General features: G+C 70.7%; 23 protein-coding genes. 13 read left to right on the forward strand and 10 right to left on the reverse strand.

The annotated features are described in order from the left end of the window. Positions 1 to 13 precede the first annotated feature (13 nt). Together ACPEH2_RS09435 and ACPEH2_RS09440 are read left to right on the forward strand one after the other, a co-directional pair. Positions 14 to 775 carry an SGNH/GDSL hydrolase family protein gene (locus tag ACPEH2_RS09435; protein WP_359918680.1) on the forward strand — a complete coding sequence of 254 codons (762 nt, stop codon included), beginning with the start codon at positions 14 to 16 and terminating at the stop codon, positions 773 to 775. A 90-nt stretch (positions 776 to 865) separates the two neighbouring features. After that, positions 866 to 1,123, forward strand: coding sequence for a DUF6458 family protein (locus ACPEH2_RS09440; protein WP_064002034.1), 258 nt, complete (start codon positions 866 to 868; stop codon positions 1,121 to 1,123). Between the two features lie 58 nt (positions 1,124 to 1,181). Here the strand turns inward: ACPEH2_RS09440 and ACPEH2_RS09445 are convergent, their stop codons facing one another. Further along, a complete protein-coding gene (locus ACPEH2_RS09445; RefSeq protein WP_359918679.1) occupies positions 1,182 to 2,495 on the reverse strand; it encodes an MFS transporter in 1,314 nt (437 codons plus the stop codon). Between the two features lie 66 nt (positions 2,496 to 2,561). On the opposite strand from ACPEH2_RS09445, the gene ACPEH2_RS09450 reads away from it, so the two are divergent. Continuing rightward, positions 2,562 to 2,864 (forward strand): DUF427 domain-containing protein, encoded by a 303-nt coding sequence (locus tag ACPEH2_RS09450; protein ID WP_064002032.1) that lies wholly within the window; start codon positions 2,562 to 2,564, stop codon positions 2,862 to 2,864. Between the two features lie 326 nt (positions 2,865 to 3,190). On the opposite strand, the gene ACPEH2_RS09455 is transcribed toward ACPEH2_RS09450, so the two are convergent. Both ACPEH2_RS09455 and ACPEH2_RS09460 read right to left on the reverse strand, forming a co-directional pair. After that, positions 3,191 to 3,412, reverse strand: coding sequence for a helix-turn-helix domain-containing protein (locus ACPEH2_RS09455; protein ID WP_359918677.1), 222 nt, complete (start codon positions 3,410 to 3,412; stop codon positions 3,191 to 3,193). Continuing rightward, positions 3,412 to 3,876, reverse strand: a complete 465-nt coding sequence (locus tag ACPEH2_RS09460; RefSeq protein ID WP_359918676.1) for a DUF2975 domain-containing protein — start codon at positions 3,874 to 3,876, stop codon at positions 3,412 to 3,414. The genes ACPEH2_RS09455 and ACPEH2_RS09460 overlap by 1 nt, the downstream gene beginning before the upstream one ends. Before the next feature lie 85 nt (positions 3,877 to 3,961). Here ACPEH2_RS09460 and ACPEH2_RS09465 point away from each other — a divergent pair, with 85 nt between their 5' ends. Then, positions 3,962 to 4,894 (forward strand): AEC family transporter, encoded by a 933-nt coding sequence (locus ACPEH2_RS09465; RefSeq protein ID WP_359918674.1) that lies wholly within the window; start codon positions 3,962 to 3,964, stop codon positions 4,892 to 4,894. A gap of 13 nt (positions 4,895 to 4,907) precedes the next feature. On the opposite strand, the gene ACPEH2_RS09470 is transcribed toward ACPEH2_RS09465, so the two are convergent. Next, on the reverse strand, positions 4,908 to 5,669 hold the full coding sequence (locus tag ACPEH2_RS09470) for an SDR family oxidoreductase (RefSeq protein WP_359918672.1): 762 nt from the start codon (positions 5,667 to 5,669) through the stop codon (positions 4,908 to 4,910). Positions 5,670 to 5,805: 136 nt separating this feature from the next. Here ACPEH2_RS09470 and ACPEH2_RS09475 point away from each other — a divergent pair, with 136 nt between their 5' ends. The 4 genes from ACPEH2_RS09475 (at position 5,806) to ACPEH2_RS09490 (ending at position 8,468) form a co-directional block, all read left to right on the forward strand. After that, positions 5,806 to 6,276: an NfeD family protein gene (locus tag ACPEH2_RS09475; RefSeq protein WP_217531859.1), complete on the forward strand. Its 471-nt coding sequence runs from the start codon at positions 5,806 to 5,808 to the stop codon at positions 6,274 to 6,276. Next, on the forward strand, positions 6,273 to 7,217 hold the full coding sequence (locus ACPEH2_RS09480) for an SPFH domain-containing protein (RefSeq protein WP_217531858.1): 945 nt from the start codon (positions 6,273 to 6,275) through the stop codon (positions 7,215 to 7,217). The genes ACPEH2_RS09475 and ACPEH2_RS09480 overlap by 4 nt, the downstream gene beginning before the upstream one ends. Continuing rightward, a complete protein-coding gene (locus ACPEH2_RS09485; RefSeq protein WP_359918671.1) occupies positions 7,214 to 7,987 on the forward strand; it encodes a glycerophosphodiester phosphodiesterase family protein in 774 nt (257 codons plus the stop codon). Before ACPEH2_RS09480 ends, ACPEH2_RS09485 begins: the two co-directional genes overlap by 4 nt. A gap of 109 nt (positions 7,988 to 8,096) precedes the next feature. Next, on the forward strand, positions 8,097 to 8,468 hold the full coding sequence (locus ACPEH2_RS09490) for an RNA polymerase-binding protein RbpA (protein ID WP_217531854.1): 372 nt from the start codon (positions 8,097 to 8,099) through the stop codon (positions 8,466 to 8,468). 3 nt (positions 8,469 to 8,471) lie between these two features. On the opposite strand, the gene lnt is transcribed toward ACPEH2_RS09490, so the two are convergent. Genes lnt through ACPEH2_RS09520 form a run of 6 tightly spaced genes read right to left on the reverse strand, consistent with a single transcriptional unit; the run spans position 8,472 to position 14,309 of the window. Beyond that, positions 8,472 to 10,025, reverse strand: a complete 1,554-nt coding sequence (gene lnt, locus ACPEH2_RS09495) for an apolipoprotein N-acyltransferase (RefSeq protein WP_217531852.1) — start codon at positions 10,023 to 10,025, stop codon at positions 8,472 to 8,474. Between the two features lie 47 nt (positions 10,026 to 10,072). Next, on the reverse strand, positions 10,073 to 10,603 hold the full coding sequence (locus ACPEH2_RS09500) for a gamma carbonic anhydrase family protein (RefSeq protein WP_217531850.1): 531 nt from the start codon (positions 10,601 to 10,603) through the stop codon (positions 10,073 to 10,075). An 11-nt stretch (positions 10,604 to 10,614) separates the two neighbouring features. After that, the gene (locus tag ACPEH2_RS09505) at positions 10,615 to 12,117 is read right to left on the reverse strand and encodes an amidohydrolase (protein WP_359918669.1); all 1,503 of its coding nucleotides are present in this window, start codon (positions 12,115 to 12,117) and stop codon (positions 10,615 to 10,617) included. Then, positions 12,114 to 12,758 (reverse strand): FMN-binding negative transcriptional regulator, encoded by a 645-nt coding sequence (locus ACPEH2_RS09510; protein ID WP_217531846.1) that lies wholly within the window; start codon positions 12,756 to 12,758, stop codon positions 12,114 to 12,116. The genes ACPEH2_RS09505 and ACPEH2_RS09510 overlap by 4 nt, the downstream gene beginning before the upstream one ends. 22 nt (positions 12,759 to 12,780) lie before the next feature. Then, the gene (locus ACPEH2_RS09515; RefSeq protein WP_217531844.1) at positions 12,781 to 13,773 is read right to left on the reverse strand and encodes an Fpg/Nei family DNA glycosylase; all 993 of its coding nucleotides are present in this window, start codon (positions 13,771 to 13,773) and stop codon (positions 12,781 to 12,783) included. Beyond that, on the reverse strand, positions 13,773 to 14,309 hold the full coding sequence (locus ACPEH2_RS09520) for a ribose-5-phosphate isomerase (RefSeq protein ID WP_217531842.1): 537 nt from the start codon (positions 14,307 to 14,309) through the stop codon (positions 13,773 to 13,775). The genes ACPEH2_RS09515 and ACPEH2_RS09520 overlap by 1 nt, the downstream gene beginning before the upstream one ends. 124 nt (positions 14,310 to 14,433) lie before the next feature. Here ACPEH2_RS09520 and pepN point away from each other — a divergent pair, with 124 nt between their 5' ends. From pepN to ACPEH2_RS09545, 5 genes are all read left to right on the forward strand, one after another. Continuing rightward, a complete protein-coding gene (gene pepN / locus ACPEH2_RS09525; protein ID WP_359918666.1) occupies positions 14,434 to 16,983 on the forward strand; it encodes an aminopeptidase N in 2,550 nt (849 codons plus the stop codon). Positions 16,984 to 17,089: 106 nt separating this feature from the next. Further along, complete coding sequence (locus tag ACPEH2_RS09530) at positions 17,090 to 18,004, forward strand: ABC transporter ATP-binding protein (RefSeq protein WP_359918665.1); 915 nt, start codon at positions 17,090 to 17,092, stop codon at positions 18,002 to 18,004. Beyond that, entirely contained in the window at positions 18,001 to 18,819 is an 819-nt protein-coding gene (locus ACPEH2_RS09535; RefSeq protein ID WP_359918663.1) for an ABC transporter permease subunit, read from the forward strand. The genes ACPEH2_RS09530 and ACPEH2_RS09535 overlap by 4 nt, the downstream gene beginning before the upstream one ends. A gap of 9 nt (positions 18,820 to 18,828) precedes the next feature. Then, entirely contained in the window at positions 18,829 to 20,079 is a 1,251-nt protein-coding gene (locus ACPEH2_RS09540) for a sensor histidine kinase (protein ID WP_359918662.1), read from the forward strand. Next, the gene (locus ACPEH2_RS09545) at positions 20,076 to 20,738 is read left to right on the forward strand and encodes a response regulator transcription factor (protein WP_359918660.1); all 663 of its coding nucleotides are present in this window, start codon (positions 20,076 to 20,078) and stop codon (positions 20,736 to 20,738) included. Before ACPEH2_RS09540 ends, ACPEH2_RS09545 begins: the two co-directional genes overlap by 4 nt. Positions 20,739 to 20,761 lie beyond the last annotated feature (23 nt).

Here is a 20,761-nt window from a genome sequence, read left to right on the forward strand (position 1 = left end):
CTACGCTGGAGGGATGCCGCAGGACATCCGCTACGTCGCGATCGGGGACTCGTTCACGGAGGGTGTCGGCGACGAGCTGCAGGACGGGAGCGTTCGCGGCTGGGCGGACCTCGTGGCGCAGGGCTGGGCGGATTCCCGCGCCGCAGCGATCTCGTACGCGAACCTGGCCATCCGCGGCAAGCTCATGCAGCCGATCGTCGAGGAGCAGCTCGAACGCGCGCTCGCCCTCCGGCCGACTCACCTGTCCTTCAACGGCGGCGGCAACGACATGCTGCGTCCGCGCACGCCGATCGCGCGCATCGCCGACGCGTTCTCGCACGTGCTCCGCCGCTGCGACGAGGAGGGCGTCACGATGATCGTCCTGTCGGGGGCGAACCCGTCCGCGCAGTTGCCGCTGGCGGGCCTCATCCAGCGGCGCGGCGACGAACTGTCTCGCGCGGTGGCCGACCGCATCCGCGGACGCCACGACCTGGTCGTCGCGTTGAACTGGCCCGACAGCGAGCTCTCGGACCCGTCGTTCTGGTCGGCGGACCGGTTGCACATGAACGCGCGCGGGCATCACCGCGTCGCTGCGCGCGTGCTGGAGGCGCTGGGGGAGCAGCCCCCGACCGAGTGGTGGCGCCTGGAGGAGGAGGACACGGCGGTCGCCCTCGGTCGCGGACGCTACTTCCGCGAGCATCTCGGGCCGTGGTTGCGGCGCCGGCTCACGGGCACGTCGTCGGGAGACGGACGCGAGCCGAAGTTCGCCGACTGGCTGACGGTCGAGCCGCGCTGAAACCGGATTCGACCGTCCTGTCAAGAGGATCCAGGATCTTTGCAGCATCCGGGATGATCGGAGCACACAGCCTAGAAAGGGAGTGTGCGCATGAGCATCGGAACCGGAATCGTGCTGTTCGTCATCGGGGCCATCCTGGTGTTCGCCGTCAACGTCGACGTCCAGTACGTCAACCTCGACATGATCGGCTACATCCTGATGGCCGCCGGCGCTGTCGTCTTCATCATCGGACTCGTGCTGATGCTGCGGCGGCGTTCCAGCGAGTCGACCGTCCGAACGGTCGACCCTGTTGCGGGGGAGCGGGTCACCCGCTCCGAGACGCGCACGTCGGGAGACGGCACGTACTGACGCGTGACAGACTTCGAAGGCCCGTCCCCCAGGGGGCGGGCCTTCGTCGTGCGGGCGGTCACCGGCGCGGCCGGCGGGGCGGATCCATCCCGAGGCGGATGCGGGTGCGCCGCCGCTCGATGCTGATGAACGTCGCGCCCACGAGCCAGAGCGGGATCTGGACGAGGAAGGCGATGCGGAAGGCCTCGAGCCGGTAGGTGTCGGGGGTGCCCGCGCCCTGGAGGTCGAGGACGAGGCCGATCGCGAAGATCGCCAGCAGCGCGGCGAGGAAGCCGCCGGCGTTCGTGACGCCCGTCGCGGTGCTGAGCCGGTGCGACGGATTGTGCGTGCGGGCGTGGTCGAAGGCGATCATCGACGCCGGTCCTCCCATCGCCAGGGCGACGAGGAGGACGATCAGCAGCCAGAGGGGCGCGGGGCCCGGCCACAGGATGACGGCCGACCACGCCGCGAACTGGAAGCCGACGGCCGGCAGGACGAGCGCGCGGGAGCGCCGGTGCGGAACGCGCCGCGAGAGCTCGCCGAGGACGGGACCGAGGGCCATGCCGGCGAACACGTAGAGCGAGGTGAGGGCGCCCGCCTCGGCGACCGTCCGCCCCTCGCCCGCCGTCAGGTACGGGAAACCCCACAGGAGGATGAACGCCGTGCCCGCGAAGGGGGTCGTGAAGTGGGACCAGAACGCGAGACGTGTGCCCGGATGCGCGAGGGCGGCGCGGATGCCGACACCGGTGTCGATCGTCGAGGTCACGACCCGGATCGCCCCCGTGTCGGTGTCGACGCTGACGTCGCGCGCGAGGTCCGGTGGACGGTTGCGGACGAGCGCGAACACGAGGACGGCGAACAGGACGCACAGTCCGGCGATCCCGCCGAAGGTGACCGACCAGGAGGTCGCGTGAAGGATCGTCGCGATGGGGATGACGGCGACGAGCTGACCCGCTTGACCCAGGATGCCGGTGAGCTGCACCATGAGCGGTCCGCGCTGCGCGGGGAACCAGGTCGCGACGAGGCGGAGCACACCCGGGAACACCGCCGCATCACCCGCACCGAGGAGCATGCGCGCGACGATCGCGACACCGACGCTGGGGGAGAGGGCCATCGTCAGCTGACCGATGGCCATGAGGATCATGCCGGCGGTCATGATCGGACGCGAGCCGAAGCGGTCGAGGAGGATGCCGACGGGGATCTGCATCCCGCCGTAGACGGCCAGCTGGACGACCGCGAACAACGACAGGGTCGCGGCATCCGCCTGGAACCTCTCCGCCGCGTCGACGCCGACCGCGGCGAGCGAGGTGCGGTTGGTGACGGCGAGGACGTACGCGGCGACGCCGGTGCCCCAGATGATCCATGCGCGCACGCTCGGACCGGTTCGACTCACCCCGCCCACGCTACTCTCCGGTGGGCGTACGCTGGCTCCACCCCACCCGGGGGAACGGAGGACGACATGAAGGCCACCATCGGCGACACCGTCATCGCGGAGGCGGACGACGACCAGATCATCCGCATCGAGGGGAACGCCTACTTCCCGCCCTCGTCGGTGAAGGACGGCGTGCTCGTCGAGAGTCCGACCCCGTACACGTGTCCGTGGAAGGGCGAGTGCCAGTACTTCCACATCGAAGCGGGCTCCGAGCGCCTCGCGGACGGCGCCTGGTCGTACCCGAACCCGTACCCGTCGGCGTTCGACCGCGTCGGTGCGGACTTCTCGGGTTACGTCGCCTTCTCGCCGGGGGTCACGGTCGGCGCCTGACGCCGCATCCGCTCACTCGTGCAGCGGGCCGAGCTCGGCGGCGCGGACGAACCGGGCGGTGACGGGGAGCGGCTGCTCGAGCTCGATCACCGTCCGCAGCGCACTCGGTCGAGGAGAGCGGGGCCGAGCGCTCGCATCATTGAGTTGACATAATGTACATTATCGGCAATCCGGCAGATCGCGTCTCGACCTCGCGCGGATGCCGCTCTCGACCTCTCTCACCCAGTGGCGAGCCAGAGCGTACGCTTCCCGATACGGCCCCGAGGTCTCCATCCGTTCGGCCGTCGGACCCGCCGGCGGGTCGTCGTCCGAGGCGAGGGGCTCTCTCATCCGTCGGCATCCGTCTCCGGTTCCCAGCGCAGGAGGTCGCCGGGCTGGCACTCCAGCACCTCGCACAGCGCATCCAGGGTGGTGAAGCGCACCGCCTTCGCGCGACCGTTCTTCAGGACGGCGAGGTTGGCCGGCGTGATGCCGATGCGTGCGGCGAGGTCCCCGACGGCCATCTTCCGCCATGCGAGCATGACGTCGATGTCGACGATGATCGGCATCAGACCACCTCGTCCAGCTCGGTGCGCATCTCGATCGCCTTGCGCAGCAGTGAGCGCATGACGACCACGACGAGCGCGACTCCCGCGGTCGCCACGGCGGCTCCGTAGATGAGGCCGACGACACCCGGGGCGACGTCTCCGGGCACGAGCAGCGTGGCGAGGCCGGCGGTCAGGACGGCGGCGACCGTGATCGCACCGATGATGATGTCGACGAAGCGGAAAGCACCGACCGAGAACACGGCCTCCATGGCGGCCATCGAGACGAGCCGCCAGATGCACACCGCGACGACCTGCAGGCACACGACCCAGAGTGCGAGGATCGAGACGGCGGCCACCCGCCACGCGAGCGGCACGGTCTCGAGGTCCCGCCAGATCGCGGGAAGGATGCCGACCTGCACGAGGAGCGAGCCCACGAGGGACGCCACCAGCGCCGTTCGGAGCGTCAGGATCGTTGCTGTGCTCATCATCGTCTTTCGATCTCAATCTATCGAAAAACGATAGCCTCTCCCCCGGTCCTCCGCAACCGGAGACCCGCCCTAGGCTCGAAGGGTGCTCGCAGTCCTCACGGGATTCCTCGTCATCGGCGTCGCGATCGCCGTGGGATGGCTGATCGGGCGCATCGATCTGCTCGGCCCGACCGGTGGGCAGGTGCTCAGCAGGCTGACCTTCTTCGTCCTGAGCCCGTTCCTGCTGTTCGTGGTCCTGTCCCAAGCCGACGTCCGCACGCTCTTCTCGTCGCTGCTGCCGGTCTCGGCGATCGCGGCGGTCGCCATGTTCGCCGTCTACGTTCTCGTCGCGCGCGCCATCTGGCGGCGCCCGGCCGGCGAGGTGCTCATCGGCGCGCTGTCGGCGGGGCAGGTGAACTCGAACAACATCGGCATCCCCCTGTCGCTCTACGTCCTCGGAAGCGCGGCCTACCCCGCTCCTGTCATCCTGTTCCAGCTCCTCGTGCTCACCCCGATCACGATGGCGATCTTCGAGGCGCTCACCTCCCCCACCGGGCGGCGGCCCTGGCCGATCCTGCGGCGGACGATCACCAACCCGATCGTCGTCGGCTCGCTCCTCGGCACGATCGTGTCGGCCACCGGCATCCCGCTCCCGCCGATCGTCCTCGACCCGCTGCAGCTGGTCGCGAACGCCGCGGTCCCGATCCTGCTCATCAGCTACGGCATCTCGCTCAACGGTCAACGCGTGCTGGGGACGACGGGACGACGCCGCGACATCCTCCTGGCGAGCGGGCTCAAGCTGCTCGCCATGCCGGCGGTGGCATGGGTCGTGGCGGCGCTACTGTTCCGCCTCTCCTCTGCCGAGGTCCTCGTCGTCACCGTGCTGGCGGCCCTCCCGACCGCGCAGAACGTCTTCAACTACGCGCAGCGGTACGCGACGGGGAGGACCATCGCGCGCGACACCGTCTTCCTGACGACGATCGGATGCGTCCCCGTGCTCTTCCTCGTGGTGCTGCTGCTGGGGCCCTCGGCCTGACCGGCCGGCGGTCTCAGGCGCCGAAGGAGCTGGTGTCGCCGATGAGACGCGTGTGGTCGGCCGGGATCGGCTCGACGGCGGCCCGGGCGACCTCGGCGGCGAACTCCGCGACGTTGTAGAGCTTGCCGGCGCTCTCGCGGCGCTCCGCGATCGCTCCGGGGTTCGCGCGCTCGAGCAGGGTCGCCGTGATCGTGCCCTCGATCATGTCGCCCGAGACGACGACGAACTCGACGCCCTTCTCGGTCAGGGCCGGGATCCGCTCGCGGAGGGCGTCCTCGCCGGCGCGCTTGGACTTCGCGACCGGCTCGTACTCGGGCATGGTCGGCGTGGTCTCGATGAAGTGGGCCTGGTGGCTCGTCACGAACACGACCCGGCTGCCTTCGGACATCAGCGGCAGCGCCGCTTCGAGGGTGCCAACCTGCGCGTCGCGGTTGAGCGTCAGCGCGTAGTCCTCGGCCATGCCGCCTTCCATGCCGCCGGAGGCATTGAGCACGAGGATGTCGAGAGAACCGAAGCGTTCCTTCACCGCGGCGAACATCTCCGAGACGGATGCCGGATCCGTGAGGTCCGCACCGACCGTGAGCACATCGACTCCGAGGCCGCGCAGCTCCGTCGCGAGCTTCTCGGCGCGCGGTGCCTTGTTGCGGAAGTTGATGACGACGTTCGCGCCCGCCTGCGCGAGGTAGCGGGCGGTGTCGGCGCCGATCCCGCGGGACGATCCGGTGACGAGGGCGGTCTGGCCGGTCAGGGATGCGGCGGGAACGGGCTGCGACATGGGGACTCCTGCGGGGTGCTCGGCGGGTGCACGAGACGGACGGGACGGGGACGAGCCTATCAATCGGGGGCGGTTCGGCCTGGCCGTCGACCCCGGTTGGTAGGGTGCGAGGACACGCTCACCGAAGGAGCCGACGATGTTCCCCGATCTCATCCAGTACCTGTGGATCGGTTGGCTGGTGCTCGCGGTCCTCTTCGTCATCATCGAGCTGCTCACCCTCGAGTTCACGTTCCTGATGCTCGCCGCCGGCACCCTCATCGGCGGCCTCGGCGCGAACCTCGCCGGAGGGGTGTGGTGGCTCCAGGTGCTCGCCGCCGCCGCGGTGTCGGCGCTCCTCCTCTTCACGATCCGCCCGCTCCTGCTGCGCGCCCTGCATCGCTCCAGCCAGCACGTCCCGACCAACGTCGACGCGCTCACCGGGATGTCGGCGCGGGCGGTCTCGGCGTTCGTGGACGGCGACGGCTCGGTCAAGCTCGACAACGGCGAGACCTGGACCGCCCGTCTGCTCGACGCCACGGCATCCGTCATACCGGGTCAACGTGTGACCGTCACCGCCGTCCGCGGCGCCACCGTCGTGGTGGCACCCGAAGAAGGGAACCCCGCATGACCTTCCCCGCCCGCGTCGACGTCGGCGCGTTCGTCGGCCAGATCTTCGTCGTCGTCCTCCTGGTCGTCGTCGCGATCTTCGTCGTCGTCGTCCTGTTCCGCTCCATCCGGATCATCCCGCAGGCGTACGCGGGTGTCGTGGAGCGGTTGGGTCGCTATCAGCGCACCCTCTCCCCCGGCCTGAACCTCCTCGTTCCCTTCATCGACCGGCTCCTCCCGCTGGTGGACATGCGCGAACAGGTGGTGTCCTTCCCGCCGCAGCCCGTCATCACCGAGGACAACCTGGTCGTCTCCATCGACACGGTCGTCTACTTCCAGGTGACCGACGCACGCGCGGCGACGTACGAGATCAACAACTACCTCGGTGCCGTCGAACAGCTCACGACGACGACGCTCCGCAACGTGGTGGGTGGTCTGAACCTCGAAGAGGCCCTCACCAGCCGCGACAACATCAACACGCAGCTGCGTGTCGTCCTCGACGAGGCGACCGGCAAGTGGGGCATCCGCGTCTCGCGCGTCGAGCTGAAGGCGATCGATCCGCCCGTGTCCATCCAGGACTCCATGGAGAAGCAGATGCGCGCCGAACGCGACCGGCGTGCCGCGATCCTCACCGCCGAGGGGTCCAAGCAGTCCCAGATCCTCGAAGCGGAGGGCCGCCGGCAGGCCGAGATCCTCCGGGCCGAGGGTGACAAGCAGGCAGCCGTCCTCCGCGCCGAGGGCGAGGCCCAGGCGATCCAGTACGTCTTCGACGCGATCCACAAGGGCGACCCCGACGAGAAGCTGCTCGCCTACCAGTACCTGCAGACCTTGCCGAAGATCAGCGAAGGGGCGTCGAACAAGCTCTGGGTCATCCCCAGCGAGTTCACCGATGCCCTCAAGTCATTCAGCACCGCGTTCGGCGGACCCGCCCGGCCGACGGACGGGACGACACCGGCACCATGACGCATTCGTGGTTCCTCGGTGAGGAGGCCCCGCGGGTACTCGCCCATCGCGGGTTCGTGCCGCCGGACTCCGAGCAGGTCGTCGAGAACTCCGTCGCCGCCCTCGCCGCCGCGCGCGCGACCGGCACCGTCTACCTCGAGTCCGACTGCCACGTCACCGCCGATGGCGACGTGATCCTCTTCCACGACGACGATCTGCGACGCGTCACCGGAGACCCCCGCCCCGTCGCGACCGTCCGCACCCGCGAACTCGTCGAGATCATGTCGACGCGCGGCGGCCTCGCCGTGCTGCCCGATGTCCTCGATGCGTTCCCGGACGCGCGGTTCAATCTGGACGTGAAGGCGGATGCCGCGGCCGAACCCGTCGGCAGGCTCACCGCGCGCGAGTCGCACCGCGTGCTCCTCACGAGCTTCTCGGATGCCCGCCGCGCCGCGGCCCTCACCGCGGCTCGCGCGCGCGGTGGCGAGCCGGCGACGTCCGCGGGGTCTCGCACGCTCGCGCTGGTGCTGGCGGCTGTCACGGCCCGACTCCCCCGCCTCGCGGCGCGGCACCTCGAGGGGCTCGACGCGCTCCAGATCCCGGAGCGTCATCGCGGCATCCGGATCCTGTCCCCGCGCCTCATCGACGCCGCGCACGCGGCGGGCGTCGAGGTGCACGTGTGGACCGTCGACGACCCCGCTCGCATGCACCATCTGTGGAACATGGGCGTCGACGGCGTCGTGACCGATCGAACCGATGTCGGCGTTTCGACGAGGGCATCTCGCGTATAACCGGCGGTCCTGGAGATCGGCTGTGAATAGCACACTCGTTGAGGTCTTCTCGGATGATCCGCACAGGTGAGTTCGTTATACCTGAGGACGACGACGAGAGGACCACACAATGGCAGATCGCAGCCTGCGCGGCATGCGTCTCGGCGCTTCGAGCCTACAGAGCGAAGAGGGCGTCGTGTTCGTGGAGCGCACCAACCACACCTACGTCTGCACCCAGTGCGAGCGCGAGACTGTTCTCACGTTCGCGGCAGACGCCGAGGTTCCCGAGGCCTGGGAGTGCCGCACCTGCGGTTCCGAGGCCGTTCGACGCATCGGCGACACGGTCGCCGTGATCGACCACTCCGGTGACAAGGCCGCACGCACCCACTGGGACATGCTGATGGAGCGTCGCACCATCCCCGAGCTCGAGGAGCTCCTGGAGGAGCGGCTCGCTCTGCTGCGCGCCCGTCGCGGCGGCAGCTCGGACAAGCTGAGCGCCTGACCCTCACACTCCAGCGGCGTCGTCCTCTTCGGACGGCGCCGCTTTTGTGCGCCGGCGGGCGAGGATCCCGAGCAGGACGAGCATCGGAAGCGCCGACCACCCCAGCAGCCACTGGAGGGCCGGACCGAGGACGACCGCGGGGGTGAGTCCGGATCGTAGCGGCACGTCGACCAGGAGCGCCCCGGCCGTGTCGGCGGCGAGGCCGTCGATGACGGAGCCGTCCGGGGCGATCACCTGGCTGGTCCCGACGGTGGAGATGTTGACGACCGAGCGGCCCGTCTCGATGGCGCGCATGCGGGCGAAACCGAGCTGCTGAACGTTCTCGTCGGTCCCGCGGAAGTCGGCATTGTTCGTCTGGAACATGTAGACCTCGGCGCCGTCGCGGGCACCGTCCCAGATGACGTCGTCGTAGATCACGTCGAAGCAGATGGCCAGCCCGACGCCGACGCCGTCCACGTCGAAGAAGGGCGGGTTCGTGCCCGGGGTGTACTCACGCTGGATCAACCCGACGAGGTCGGGCGCGAGCGCTTCGAAGAACCATCGGTCGGGGACGTACTCCCCCATCGGGACGGGACGCGTCTTGTCGTGGAGTGCGAGCGGGTTCTCCGCGCCGGCCTGCCATAGCATCGAGGTGTTGTAGATCTTGTCGCCGCGCTCGGTCGCGGCGTTCACCAGGAGCGGCGCGTCGACCTGGGTGGAGAGGTCGTCGAGCGCATCGGCGATGGAGGAGTTGTTGATCGGGTCGGCGTCGACGCCTCCCTCCGGCCACAGCAGGAGGTCGAGGTCCTGGCCGATCAGGGGCTGCGTGGCGGCGAGCTGGGCGCGGAAGACGGCGTAGGGCTCGCGCTGGTCGAAGTACCCCGACGGGCCGTTCCCCTGCACCGCGCCGACACGCATCGTCCCGGCATCCGTCGTCGGGAACTGCGGTACCAGCAGGAGAAGGGCGGCGGCGACGGCCGCGGGCACGGCGAGCCGTACGCGACGCCACACCCGCAGGCGGACGGCCTCGATGACGGCGGCCGTCAGGAAGACCATGACGAAGGTCAGGCCGCTGACGCCGAGCCACGAGGCGAGCTCGGCGAGCGGACCGTCGGACTGACTCATCCCGAGCCGCGCCCACGGGAACCCCGTGTACGGCCACGATCCGACGAACTGCTCGCGCGCCGTCCAGGCGGCGGCCACGAGGGCAGGCAGTGCGGCGACGCGCGCCCACGGGCCGGGCAGCACCTTCGGCAACCATCTGTAGGCCAGCGTGATGGCGATCGCGCCCACGGCATTCAGCACCGTCTCGACCCCGGCGAGGGCGAACCACGGGACCGGGCCGAGGTAGCGGGTGATCCACGCGATGTGCAGCAGGTAGAAGGATGCCGCGAACGCCGCACCGACAGCGACCGCACCCCATGCGGACCGGCCGATGAGCGTCACCAGGGTCATCGCCGCGCCGACGAAGGCGAGCGGCCAGACCCCGATGTCGGGGAAGGCGAGGTCCAGGACGGCGCCGCCGGCGACCGCCACGGGCAGGGCCAGCCAGAGCGGGAGGAGGGGGCGGTCGCGCATGGAGGAAGCCTAGATGAGACCCGCTATGGCGACGCTGAGAAGCCGCCTCACGCCGCGTCGCCGTGACGGGCGGAGTGGTCGAGGTAGATCGCGGCGTTGCGGAGGATCCCCGCCCGCTCCTCCGGGGTGAGGGGGCGACGCACCGTCGCGGGGACTCCCGCGACCAGCGAGCCGTCGGGGATGACGGCGCCCTCGAGCACGACCGCTCCCCCGGCGATGAGGCATCCCGCACCGATGACCGCGCCGGAGAGGATCACCGAGCCCATCCCGACGAGGGTGCCGTCGCCGATGCGGCAGCCGTGGACGACGGCGTTGTGGCCGATCGAGACGTCCTCCCCCACCTCGACGCCGTGTTCGGCGTCGACGTGGACGGCGACGCCGTCCTGCACGTTGCTGCGGGCACCGATCGAGATCGGCGCACTGTCGCCACGGAGGACCGCGTTGTACCAGACACTCGCGCGGTCGCCGAGGGTGACCGCGCCGACCACGCGCGCGCCGGCGGCGACGAAGGCGGTTTCGGCGACCTCGGGGGTCGCCTCCGGGAGGGCGAGCAGGGTGGCCTGGTCGGACACGGTCATCGGGGGTCTCCTCAGGGGGCGATGTGGGTGAGCCGGCCTGCGACCGTCGTCGCGCCCACGCGTGTCGCGCGGAGACCGGGGTCGTCGGCGGCGAGAGGATCGCGGTCGATCAGGGCGAGGTCCGCGGTCAGGCCGGGCTCGAGCGCACTCCCGGTGGCGGAGCCGCCCGCCGTCGACGCCGCGAGCGCGGTCGCCGCGTCGAGACCCTGCTCGGGGCGCCACGGGGCGCGTCCCCCGCGGGTGCGGTGGACGGCGGCCGCCATCGCGGCCCACGGGTCGAGCGGCGACACCGGGGCATCCGATCCGAAGAGCAGATTCGCCCCCGATTCGGCGAGGGCGCGCAGCGGGTACGGCAGCGCGGTCTGCGCCGCCCACACCGAATCGGTCAGGTCCCGGTCGTCGACGGCGTGCTCGGGCTGCACGCTGGCACCGACGCCGAGTCGGGCGAAGCGTGGGATGTCGGCGTGCGCGACGAGCTGAGCGTGCTCGATCGTGCCCGTGGCGCCGGTGAGGGCGAAGGCGTCCAACGCGTGCGAGTTCGCGACGTCGCCGATCGCGTGGATCGCGCAGGAGAGCCCGGCGCCGGTGGCCCGGATCATCAGCTCCACCAACTCGTCGGGAGCCACCGTCAGGACACCCGTGTTGTGCGGATCGTCGGGGTACGGATGCGAGCACGCGGCGGTCCTCGTGCCGAGGGAGCCGTCGGTGATGACCTTCAGGGAGCCCATGCGCACCAGCCCGAGCGGGTCGACGGCGTCGCCGGTGGCCAGTCCGACGGCGATCGCGCGGTCGAGGAGGTCGGGGTACACGCCGAACGAGACGCGCAGGCTGTCGAAGCCGGCATCCAGGCGGCGGGCCCAGGCATCCGCGTTCCACGCCATGTCGAGGTCGACGATGCCCGTCACGCCGCGGGCGGCGGCACGGTCGAGGGCGTCGCGGACGAAGCCGTCCGAGACGGGGGGATCCACGTCGTTGAGCCGGCGCGAGATCTCGAACGCCGGTCCTTCGCGGAGGATGCCGTCCGCGGTCGGGGCGATCGACTCGCGGCGGAACGCGGCGCTGTTCAGCCAGACGCTGTGGACGTCCGCGTTGATGAGATACGTCGGGACCTCGCCGGTGTGCTCGTCCAGCAGACGGAGCGAGGGGGTGTCGGGCCACAGCGCGTCACGGAAGCCGGTGCCGACGCGTCGTCCGTCGTCGAGGACGGGAGAGTGCCCCATGACGGATGCCGCCTGCACCGCATTCGTCACGCCGCCGAGCGGCGTCCGCTGCGCGACGAGGGCCCACTGCACGGTGTGGACGTGGTGGTCCCACAGCCCCGGGACGAGCCATCCGCCGTCGCCCTCGACGACGACACCACGGCGGGGCAGCGCACCGGCCGGGGCGATGTCCGTGATGACGCCGCCGCGCAGGTGCACGTCGACCGGCGCGTCGCCGAACGGGTCGACCCGCCCGGCGCCGGTCAACCGGACGCCGGCGATGACGTCGACCTGCTCGCCGCACGACGCCGTCACGAGCGTGCCGCCCGGATCGCGTCGTGGGCGCGTCGCATCTCGTCGGCCAGACGCGGATCGGCATACGGGCTGTCACCGGCGTCGAGGCGGTCGATGATCGTGTCGACGACCTCGTCGGGACGGTTCTGGCTGAGCTTGCGCTTAGCCGTCACGTGCGTCGGAGTCAGTCGGAAGCCGACCGTGCCCTTCTCCAGCCGGCGCACGAACTCGTCGTCGTTCGGCGCCTCCCACATGCGGCGCGGCTGCGGCATCGACCCCTCGAACCGGTCGACGAGACGGTCGAGGACAGCGAGGTTCTCCTCCGCCGAGAGGATCTCGGGTACACCGCGCAGGTGCACCGAGACGAAGTTCCAGGTGGGGACGGCGGGGCCGTCGCCGTACCAGCCGGGCGAGATGTATCCGTGCGGGCCCTGGACGACGACGAGGATCTCGGCCTCGCCGAGGCCGTGGATGAGATCGTCCGGGCGTCCGACGTGCCCGACGATCGTCAGGTCCTCGCGTGTCGGGTCCAGCAGGACCGCGTAGTGGGACGCCACCAGTCCCGCCTCAGTGTCGCTCACGATCGTGACCCAGGGGTTCTCGTCGATCACGCGGCGGAGCTCGGCGGCATCCGTCATCGTGAAACTCGGGTTCTGCCTCACCGTGCGCCCTTCCCGTCCCGGATCATGCCTGGCACCGCGGGCACCAGTACAGCTTCCGCGCGGCCATCTCCTCGAGGACGATCGCCGTGCCGCACACACGGCATGGGAGCCCTGCGCGGTGATAGACCCAGTGGCGGTCGTCGCGGTGCGCCATGGCACGGCGGTACGCCTCCGGGTCGAGGTCGTCCATCGTCATCATCTGGCCGGTCTCGACACCGATCGCGAGCAGGCGCACCCAGTCCTGCCACAGAACCCGCACCGTCTCCTCGGGCACGTCGCGCGCCGGCGTGTGCGGGTTGAGGTTTGCGCGGAAGAGCAGCTCGGCCCGATAGACGTTCCCGATCCCGCTCACGACCTTCTGATCCATCAGCACCTGGCCGATGGGCGTCGGCTTGCGCCGGACGGCGGCGACGAAACGCTCCTCGCCCTCCGCCACGTCGTCCACCAACGGGTCGGGTCCGAGTGCGGCGACGGTGGCGAGCATCTCGTCCACGGTCTGCAGCTCGCACGCTGTGGGGCCGCGCAGGTCCGCGGAGGTCGACGCGGTCAGCAGTCGCAGGCGCACCTGCCCGACGACGGGCGGCGGCCACTCGGCATCCGTCGTCTCGTCGAGTCCGCGGGTCTGCTCGCTCATCCGCACCGCGCCGCGCGTGCGACGGGGCGCTCCGATCGACGACAGCGAGTTCTCGCCCGCGTCGTCGTAGACCGGATCGACCCCGCGCTGGTTCGTCTGCCCCATCCGTCCGTTCGCCGACGCGATCGTGGGGTCGAGGAGGATCTCACCCGCGAAGTCCCACGCGCCGTAGATCCCGAGGTGCACCCGCAGCCACACGTCAGCATCGAACTCGAGGAACATCTGCTTGCCGACCGCGCGCACCTGCGTGGGGGTCCGGCCGTCGAGGACGGCGGCGCCCTCCGCGAAACGTCCCTGCGGGCTCGAGGCGGCGACCGGGCGGCCGACGAAGTTGCGGTCGAACTGACGGGCGATGCGATGGACGGAATGACCCTCGGGCATCAGCCCGCTTCCGGGTCGAAGGTCTCCGAGGCGTCGAGCACGTCGGGCTTCGCGGCGCGCGGATCGGCCTCGAGGGTGCCGTCCGTCTCGTACGCCGCGAGCTGCGCGATGCGACGCGCGTGACGCTCCTCCCCCGGGAACGGGGTCGCGATGAAGCGGTCGATGAACCCGACCGCCTCGTCGAACGTGTGCTGGCGCGCGCCGATCGCGATGACGTTGGCGTCGTTGTGCTCGCGCGCGAGTTCGGCCGTCGCGATGTTCCACACGAGGGCCGCGCGGATGCCGCGCACCTTGTTCGCGGCGATCTGCTCGCCGTTGCCGGAACCGCCGAACACGACACCGAGCGTCGGGATGCCGCGCGCCTGGTCCTCGGCGACCGCCTGGGCGGCGCGGATGCAGAAGGCCGGGTAGTCGTCGAGGGGGTCGTAGGTGACGGGACCGTGGTCGACGACGTCGTGACCGGCTTCGGCCAGGTGGTGCTGCAGGCGGGTCGAGAACTCCATGCCCGCGTGATCGGTCGCGATGTGGATGCGCATGTGACGATTCTAGGGAGGCGGATCCCCCGTTCCGGCGAGTCGTCGGCGTAGGCTGGGACGGTTGCCGTCGGCGCCAGCAGCGCCTGTCCACGGCACCCCACCCTCACCCCTGGGAGACACGAACGTGCCTGGAGAGAACCTCACCCGCATCGAAGCGCAGGAGCGCCGCGCGACCGTCGAGACGCACGCGTACGACGTCGCCCTCGATCTGACCACCGGTGACGAGGTCTTCGCGTCGCGGAGCGTCATCCGCTTCGCCGCCACCGCCGGCGCGTCGACCTTCGTCGACCTGATCGCCCGCACCGTCCGCGAGATCACGCTCAACGGTCGCTCGCTCGACCCCGCCGCGGTGTACGCCGATTCGCGCATCGCGCTCGAGGGACTCACCGACGAGAACGAGCTCGTCGTCGTCGCCGACTGCGAGTACACGAACACCGGGGAGGGCCTGCACCGCTTCGTCGACCCCGTCGACGGCGAGGTCTACCTCTACACGCAGTTCGAGGTGCCGGACTCGCGTCGCGTCTTCGCGGTCTTCGAGCAGCCCGACCTGAAGGCCACGTTCCGCTTCACCGTGACGGCTCCCGACGCGTGGAAGGTGGTCTCCAACTCCCCTACCCCCGAGCCGCAGCCCGCGGGTGAGGGCCTCGCGACCTGGTCGTTCGAGCCGACGCCGCGCATCTCGTCGTACATCACGGCCCTCGTCGCCGGTCCGTACGAGCAGGTGTTCTCGGAGCTCACGAGCTCGGACGGGCGCACGATCCCGCTCGGCGTCTACGCGCGCAAGAGCCTGTGGCAGTACCTCGACGCCGACTACGTCTTCGAGAAGACCCGCCAGGGCTTCGCCTACTTCGAGGACAAGTTCGGCGTCCCCTACCCGTTCGCGAAGTACGACCAGCTGTTCGTGCCCGAGTTCAACGCGGGCGCCATGGAGAACGCCGGCGCCGTCACCTTCACCGAGACCTACGTGTTCCGCTCGAAGGTGACGGATGCCGTCAAGGAGCGCCGCGTCGTCACGATCCTCCACGAGCTCGCGCACATGTGGTTCGGCGACCTCGTCACCATGAAGTGGTGGAACGACCTCTGGCTGAACGAATCGTTCGCCGAGTGGGCGTCGACCATCGCCACGGCGGAGGCGACGGAGTGGACCGAGGCGTGGACGACGTTCAACGCCATGGAGAAGACCTGGGCGTACCGTCAGGACCAGCTCCCCTCGACGCACCCCGTTTTCGCCGAGATCAACGATCTCGAGGACGTGCAGGTCAACTTCGACGGCATCACGTACGCCAAGGGCGGATCCGTCCTCAAGCAGCTCGCCGCCTGGGTGGGCATCGAGGCGTTCTTCGCCGGGGTGTCGGCGTACTTCCAGAAGCACGCGTGGGGCAACACCGAGCTCAGCGACCTCCTGGTGGAGCTCGAGAGCACGAGCGGGCGCGAGCTCACCACCTGGTCCAAGAAGTGGCTCGAGACGGCCGGCGTCAACACGCTCGCTCCCGAGATCCGCGTCGACGGCGACGGTGTGATCACGCGCTTCGCGATCGTCCAGACAGCCCCGGCCGACTACCCGACGATCCGCCCGCACCGCCTGGGAGTGGGCTTCTACACGCTGCAGGGCGAGGAGCTCGTCCGGACGCACCACCTCGAGCTCGACGTCGACGGCGACCTCACCGAGGTCCCCGACCTCGTGGGGCACCGGCAGCCGGACCTCGTGCTGCTGAACGACAACGACCTCGCGTACGCCAAGATCCGCCTCGACGAGAAGTCGCTGCGCACCGCCACGGCGCACCTCAGCAAGATCAGCGACCCGCTCGCCCGCTCGCTCGTCTGGGGCGCGGCGTGGGACCAGACGCGCGACGGAGAGGCGTCGGCGACCGAGTACCTCGACCTGGTGCTGCAGAACATCGGCACCGAGACCGAGTCGACCACCGTGCGCACCACTCTCGCCCAGCTGCAGCTCGCCGCGAACTCGTACGTGGACCCGGCGACCCGGGACGCCGCTCGTGAGCGCGTCGCCGAGGGCCTCTGGGCCCTCGCGCAGGATGCCGAGGCCGGCAGCGACAGCCAGCTGCAGTTCGTCACGGCGTACGCGTCGGCGGCATCCACCCCCGCTCAGTGGGAGCGCGTCGCGCAGTTGCGCTCCGGCGCGCAGGAGCTGCCCGGGCTCGAGATCGACGCCGACCTCTCGTGGGCGCTCCTCGTGTCGCTCGCCGCCGGCGGAGTCGTCTCCGCAGCGGAGATCGACGAGGCCCTGGCGGCCGACAACACCGCGAAGGGCGGCGAGTTCGCCGCACAGGCGCGCGCGGCGCTCCCGTCAGTGGAGGCCAAGCGCGCCGCCTGGCAGTCCCTCGTCGACAGCGCCGACCTGCCCAACACCGTGGTGCGTTCGGCCGCGGCCGGATTCGTACACCCCGCGGGCGTGCCTGCGCTCCGCGAGTTCGTCGACGCGTACTTCGACATGCTGCTGCCGGTGTGGGAGTCGCGCACCTACCAGATCGCGCAGTACCTGATCGTGGGGCTGTACCCGGCTCCCCTCGCCGATGCCGCCCTGCGCGACGCCACGCGCGGCTGGCTCGCCGAGCACCGGGACGCGCCCGCTGCCCTCCGACGCCTGGTGAACGAGAACCTCGCCGGCGTCGAGCGTGCCCTCTCCGTGCAGGAGCGCGACCGCCAGGACTGAGCCGCAGGACACACGAGGGGGCGTCGTACCGTGGTACGACGCCCCCTCGTCGATATCGCCCTCACGGGGGACGCGGCGGACGCATCCGGTCCGTAACGTCGAGGTCATGATCGTTGCAGAAGGCCTCACGAAGAAGTACGGAGACAAGACCGCCGTCGACGGGATCGACTTCGCCGTCCAACCCGGCAAGGTGACGGGATTCCTCGGCCCGAACGGCGCCGGGAAGTCGACGACGATGCGCATGATCGTCGGGCTCGACCGGCCCACGGCCGGCCGGGTCACCCTGGACGGACGCGAGTACCGGTCGATGCGCTCGCCCTTGACGGAGGTCGGCATCCTCCTCGACGCGAAGGCGGTCCACACCGGCCGCAGCGCGCGCAGTCACCTGCGGGCCATGGCCGCGACCCACGGCATCCCGCGTTCGCGCGTCGACGAGGTGATCGAGATCACGGGTCTCCAGAGCGTCGCCGGCAAACGCGCCGGCGGGTTCTCGCTCGGCATGGGCCAGCGCCTCGGGATCGCCGCCGCCCTGCTCGGCGACCCGCGCACCCTCATCCTCGACGAGCCCGTCAACGGACTCGACCCCGAGGGTGTCCGCTGGGTCCGCCAATTCGTGCGAGCGCAGGCCGCCGAGGGGCGGACCGTCCTGCTGTCGAGCCACCTGATGAGCGAGATGTCGCAGACGGCGGACCACGTCATCGTCCTGGGTCGCGGGCGCGTGCTCGCCGATGCGGGCATCGATGAGATCGTCCGCGCATGGACCCGGACCACCGTGCTGGTGCGCTCCCCCCGCGCGGCCGAGCTCGCGAACGCGCTGGCCGCCGCGGACGTCACCGTCTCGTCCGGTGCCGACCGCGTGCTCGAGGTCACCGGCCTCACCGCCGCGGCGATCGGCGACACCGCCGCCCGTGCCGGCATTCCGCTCCACGAGCTGACTCCGCGCAGCGGATCGCTCGAAGACGCCTACCTCGCCCTCACCGAGGGTGCCGTCGAGTACCAGACCAAGGAGGTCGCGCGATGACCGCCGTCGCCCCGCCCGCTCCCCTGACCCGTCAGACCTCCGCCCCGGGTCACCCGTCCGCCCGGCTGTCGTTCGGTCGCCTCGTGCGCAGCGAGTTCCTCAAACTGTTCACGCTGCGCTCGACCTGGTGGTCCCTGGGCATCGCCGCCCTCCTCACTGTCGGACTGGCGGCGATGATCGCCGGTGCGTCGTCGAGCTTCGGTCCTGGGTTGAGCCCCGTCGCCGCCATCACCCTGCCCGTCCAGTTCACAATGCTCGTGGCCGGCATCCTGGGCGCCATGGCGATCACCGGCGAGTACTCGACCGGGATGATCCGCTCGACCCTCACGGCCGAGCCCCGCCGTGGTCGGGTGCTCGTGGCCAAGTCCGTCGTGATCGCGACGACCCTCGCCCTGCTCGCGGCCGTGACGTCGGCGATCGCCGGGCTCGTGATCATGCCGATCCTCGGCGCCGACGCCTACGCCTGGGGCGACGCGAAGGAGCTGTGGCTGCCGCTGCTGCTCAGCGTGCTGGCCATGGCCACGTTCGGCCTGCTCGGCCTCGGGTGGGGGTTCATCGTCCGCAACGGTGCCGGGGCGATCGCGACGACCGTCGGCATCCTGTTCGTCCTGCCCCTCGTGCTGCAGCTGTTCATGCTGTTCGGCGAGTCGTGGCAGTGGATCGTCGATCTCGGCCGTTGGCTGCCGGGCAACGCGGCCGCGGCGCTCACGGACCTGGACGGAGAGGTCTTCTGGCCCTCTCTCGCCGCGACCGTCGCCTGGCCCGCGGGCGCCCTGCTCCTCGGCTGGGCCGTGCTGCGCACCCGCGACGCGTAAGGTCATCGGGTGATCACCGGAAGCCGTGGCGACGCCTCTCCCGAGGCCGAGCCGCGGCTTCCGCGTCCCCCCGGCGTCCTCCGGCGGTTCTGGGCGCGTCACCCGGTCCTCACCGACATCGCGATCGCGGGCTTCTGTCTGCTCCTCTCGGTCGCTCCGGTCGTCGCCCTGCCGGACCGGGCCGTCGCAGACGATCGGATCGACCCGCAGACCTGGGACCGCATCTGGCCGGTCCTCGCGTCGGTCGTCGTCCTCGGGAGCTTCGCCCTCCTCGTCCGTCGTCGCAACCCCGTCGGGGTCTTCGCGATCACCGTCCTCGTCGCGGCGGCCTACCTCTTCTCCCCGGTGTCGCTGGGCGGGCCGCTCGTCGGGATCGCGACCTACACCGTCGCGGTCTACCGCGGCAATCGGGTCTGCCTGATCGCCGTGGGAGCGGGGCTCTCGCTGTTGGTCGTCGTGGCGGGTGCGCTCGGGTTCAGCGGCATCATCGCCCCCGACATCGCCTGGAACGTCCTCATCGGCGAAGCGCTTCTGATGCTGATCGGAGGGCTCGTCGGCGCGAACGTCGGCGGCCGCAAACGCTACGTCGAAGCCCTCATCGCGCACTCCCGCCGCCTCCTCGTCGAGCGGGATCAGCAGGCGCAGCTCGCCGCCGCAGCCGAGCGCGAGCGGATCGCCCGCGAGCTGCACGACATCGTCGCCCACTCGCTGACGGTGATGGTCGCGTTGGCCGAGGGGGTGGCCGCGTCGAAGGATGCCGCGCAGGCCCGTCCCGGTGCGGAGGCGATCTCGGCGACGGGTCGCGAGGCGCTCCGCGACATGCGGGCGACCCTCGGCGTCCTGCGGGACACGGATGCCGCTCCCCTCGCGCCCCTCGTCCGTGACACGACGGCGGAGACGGTCGCCTCCGCCCGCGCTGCGGGCTTCGAGACGCACCTCACGGTGGTGGGCGAGCCCGACGTGCCGACGGCGACGCGGTTGGCGGTGTCGCGGATCGTCCAGGAGGGGGTGACCAACGTGCTGCGCCATGCCCGTGCGGCCACCCGCATCGACGTGGACATCCGGTACACCGACGAAGGAGTCACGGTCTCGGTCGTCGACGACGGCCTGTCCGCCCCGATTCCCTCGGCGGCGGGAGGCTTCGGCCTCCAGGGTGTGCGCGAGCGCGTCGAACTCGCGGGCGGTACCGTGACGGCCGGCCCCGGCGAGCAGCGAGGATGGACGGTGCGGGCGTGGCTGCCGCGGGAGGAGCAGGGATGAGCGAGCGACCGATCCGCGTGGTCATCACCGACGATCAGTCCCTCATCCGCCTGGGGTTCCGGATGGTGCTCGAGGCCGCCGACGACGTCGAGGTGGTCGGCGAGGCCGCGGACGGAGCCGCGGCCGTCGACGCCGTCGCCGCGCTCGCGCCCGACGTCGTCCTGATGGACGTGCGGATGCCGGGGATGGACGGCATCGAGGCGACCCGCCGCATCCGTCGCGACCATCCCGGCACCCGCGTGCTCGTCCTGACGACGTTCGACCTAGACGAGTACGCCTTCGGAGCGCTCCGCGCCGGTGCCGGCGGCTTCCTTCTGAAGGATGCCGAGCGGGAAGAGCTCGTCGCGGCCGTCCGGGCGGTCGCTGCCGGCGAGGCCACGCTCTCGCCCCGCGTCACACGCCGGATGATCGAGCTGGTCACCGCGGGAGGGCGACCGCACCCCGAGCCGCACCGGAGCGCCGCATTGACGGCCCGCGAGCAGGAGGTGCTCGACGCGATGGCGCGCGGGCTCACGAACGCGGAGATCTCCGCGGCGCTGTTCCTCGGCGAATCCACCGTCAAGACGCACGTCGGGCGGATCCTCGCCAAGCTCCCGGCGCGCGACCGGGTGCACGCTGTGCTCATCGCCCACGGGCTGGCGGACCCGGGCGACTCCTAACGCGTCTCAGGCCGGTCCGGGAC

It is taken from the genome of Microbacterium sp. NPDC064942 (genome assembly GCF_049545525.1).
GTDB classification, from domain to species: domain Bacteria; phylum Actinomycetota; class Actinomycetes; order Actinomycetales; family Microbacteriaceae; genus Microbacterium; species Microbacterium gawkjiense.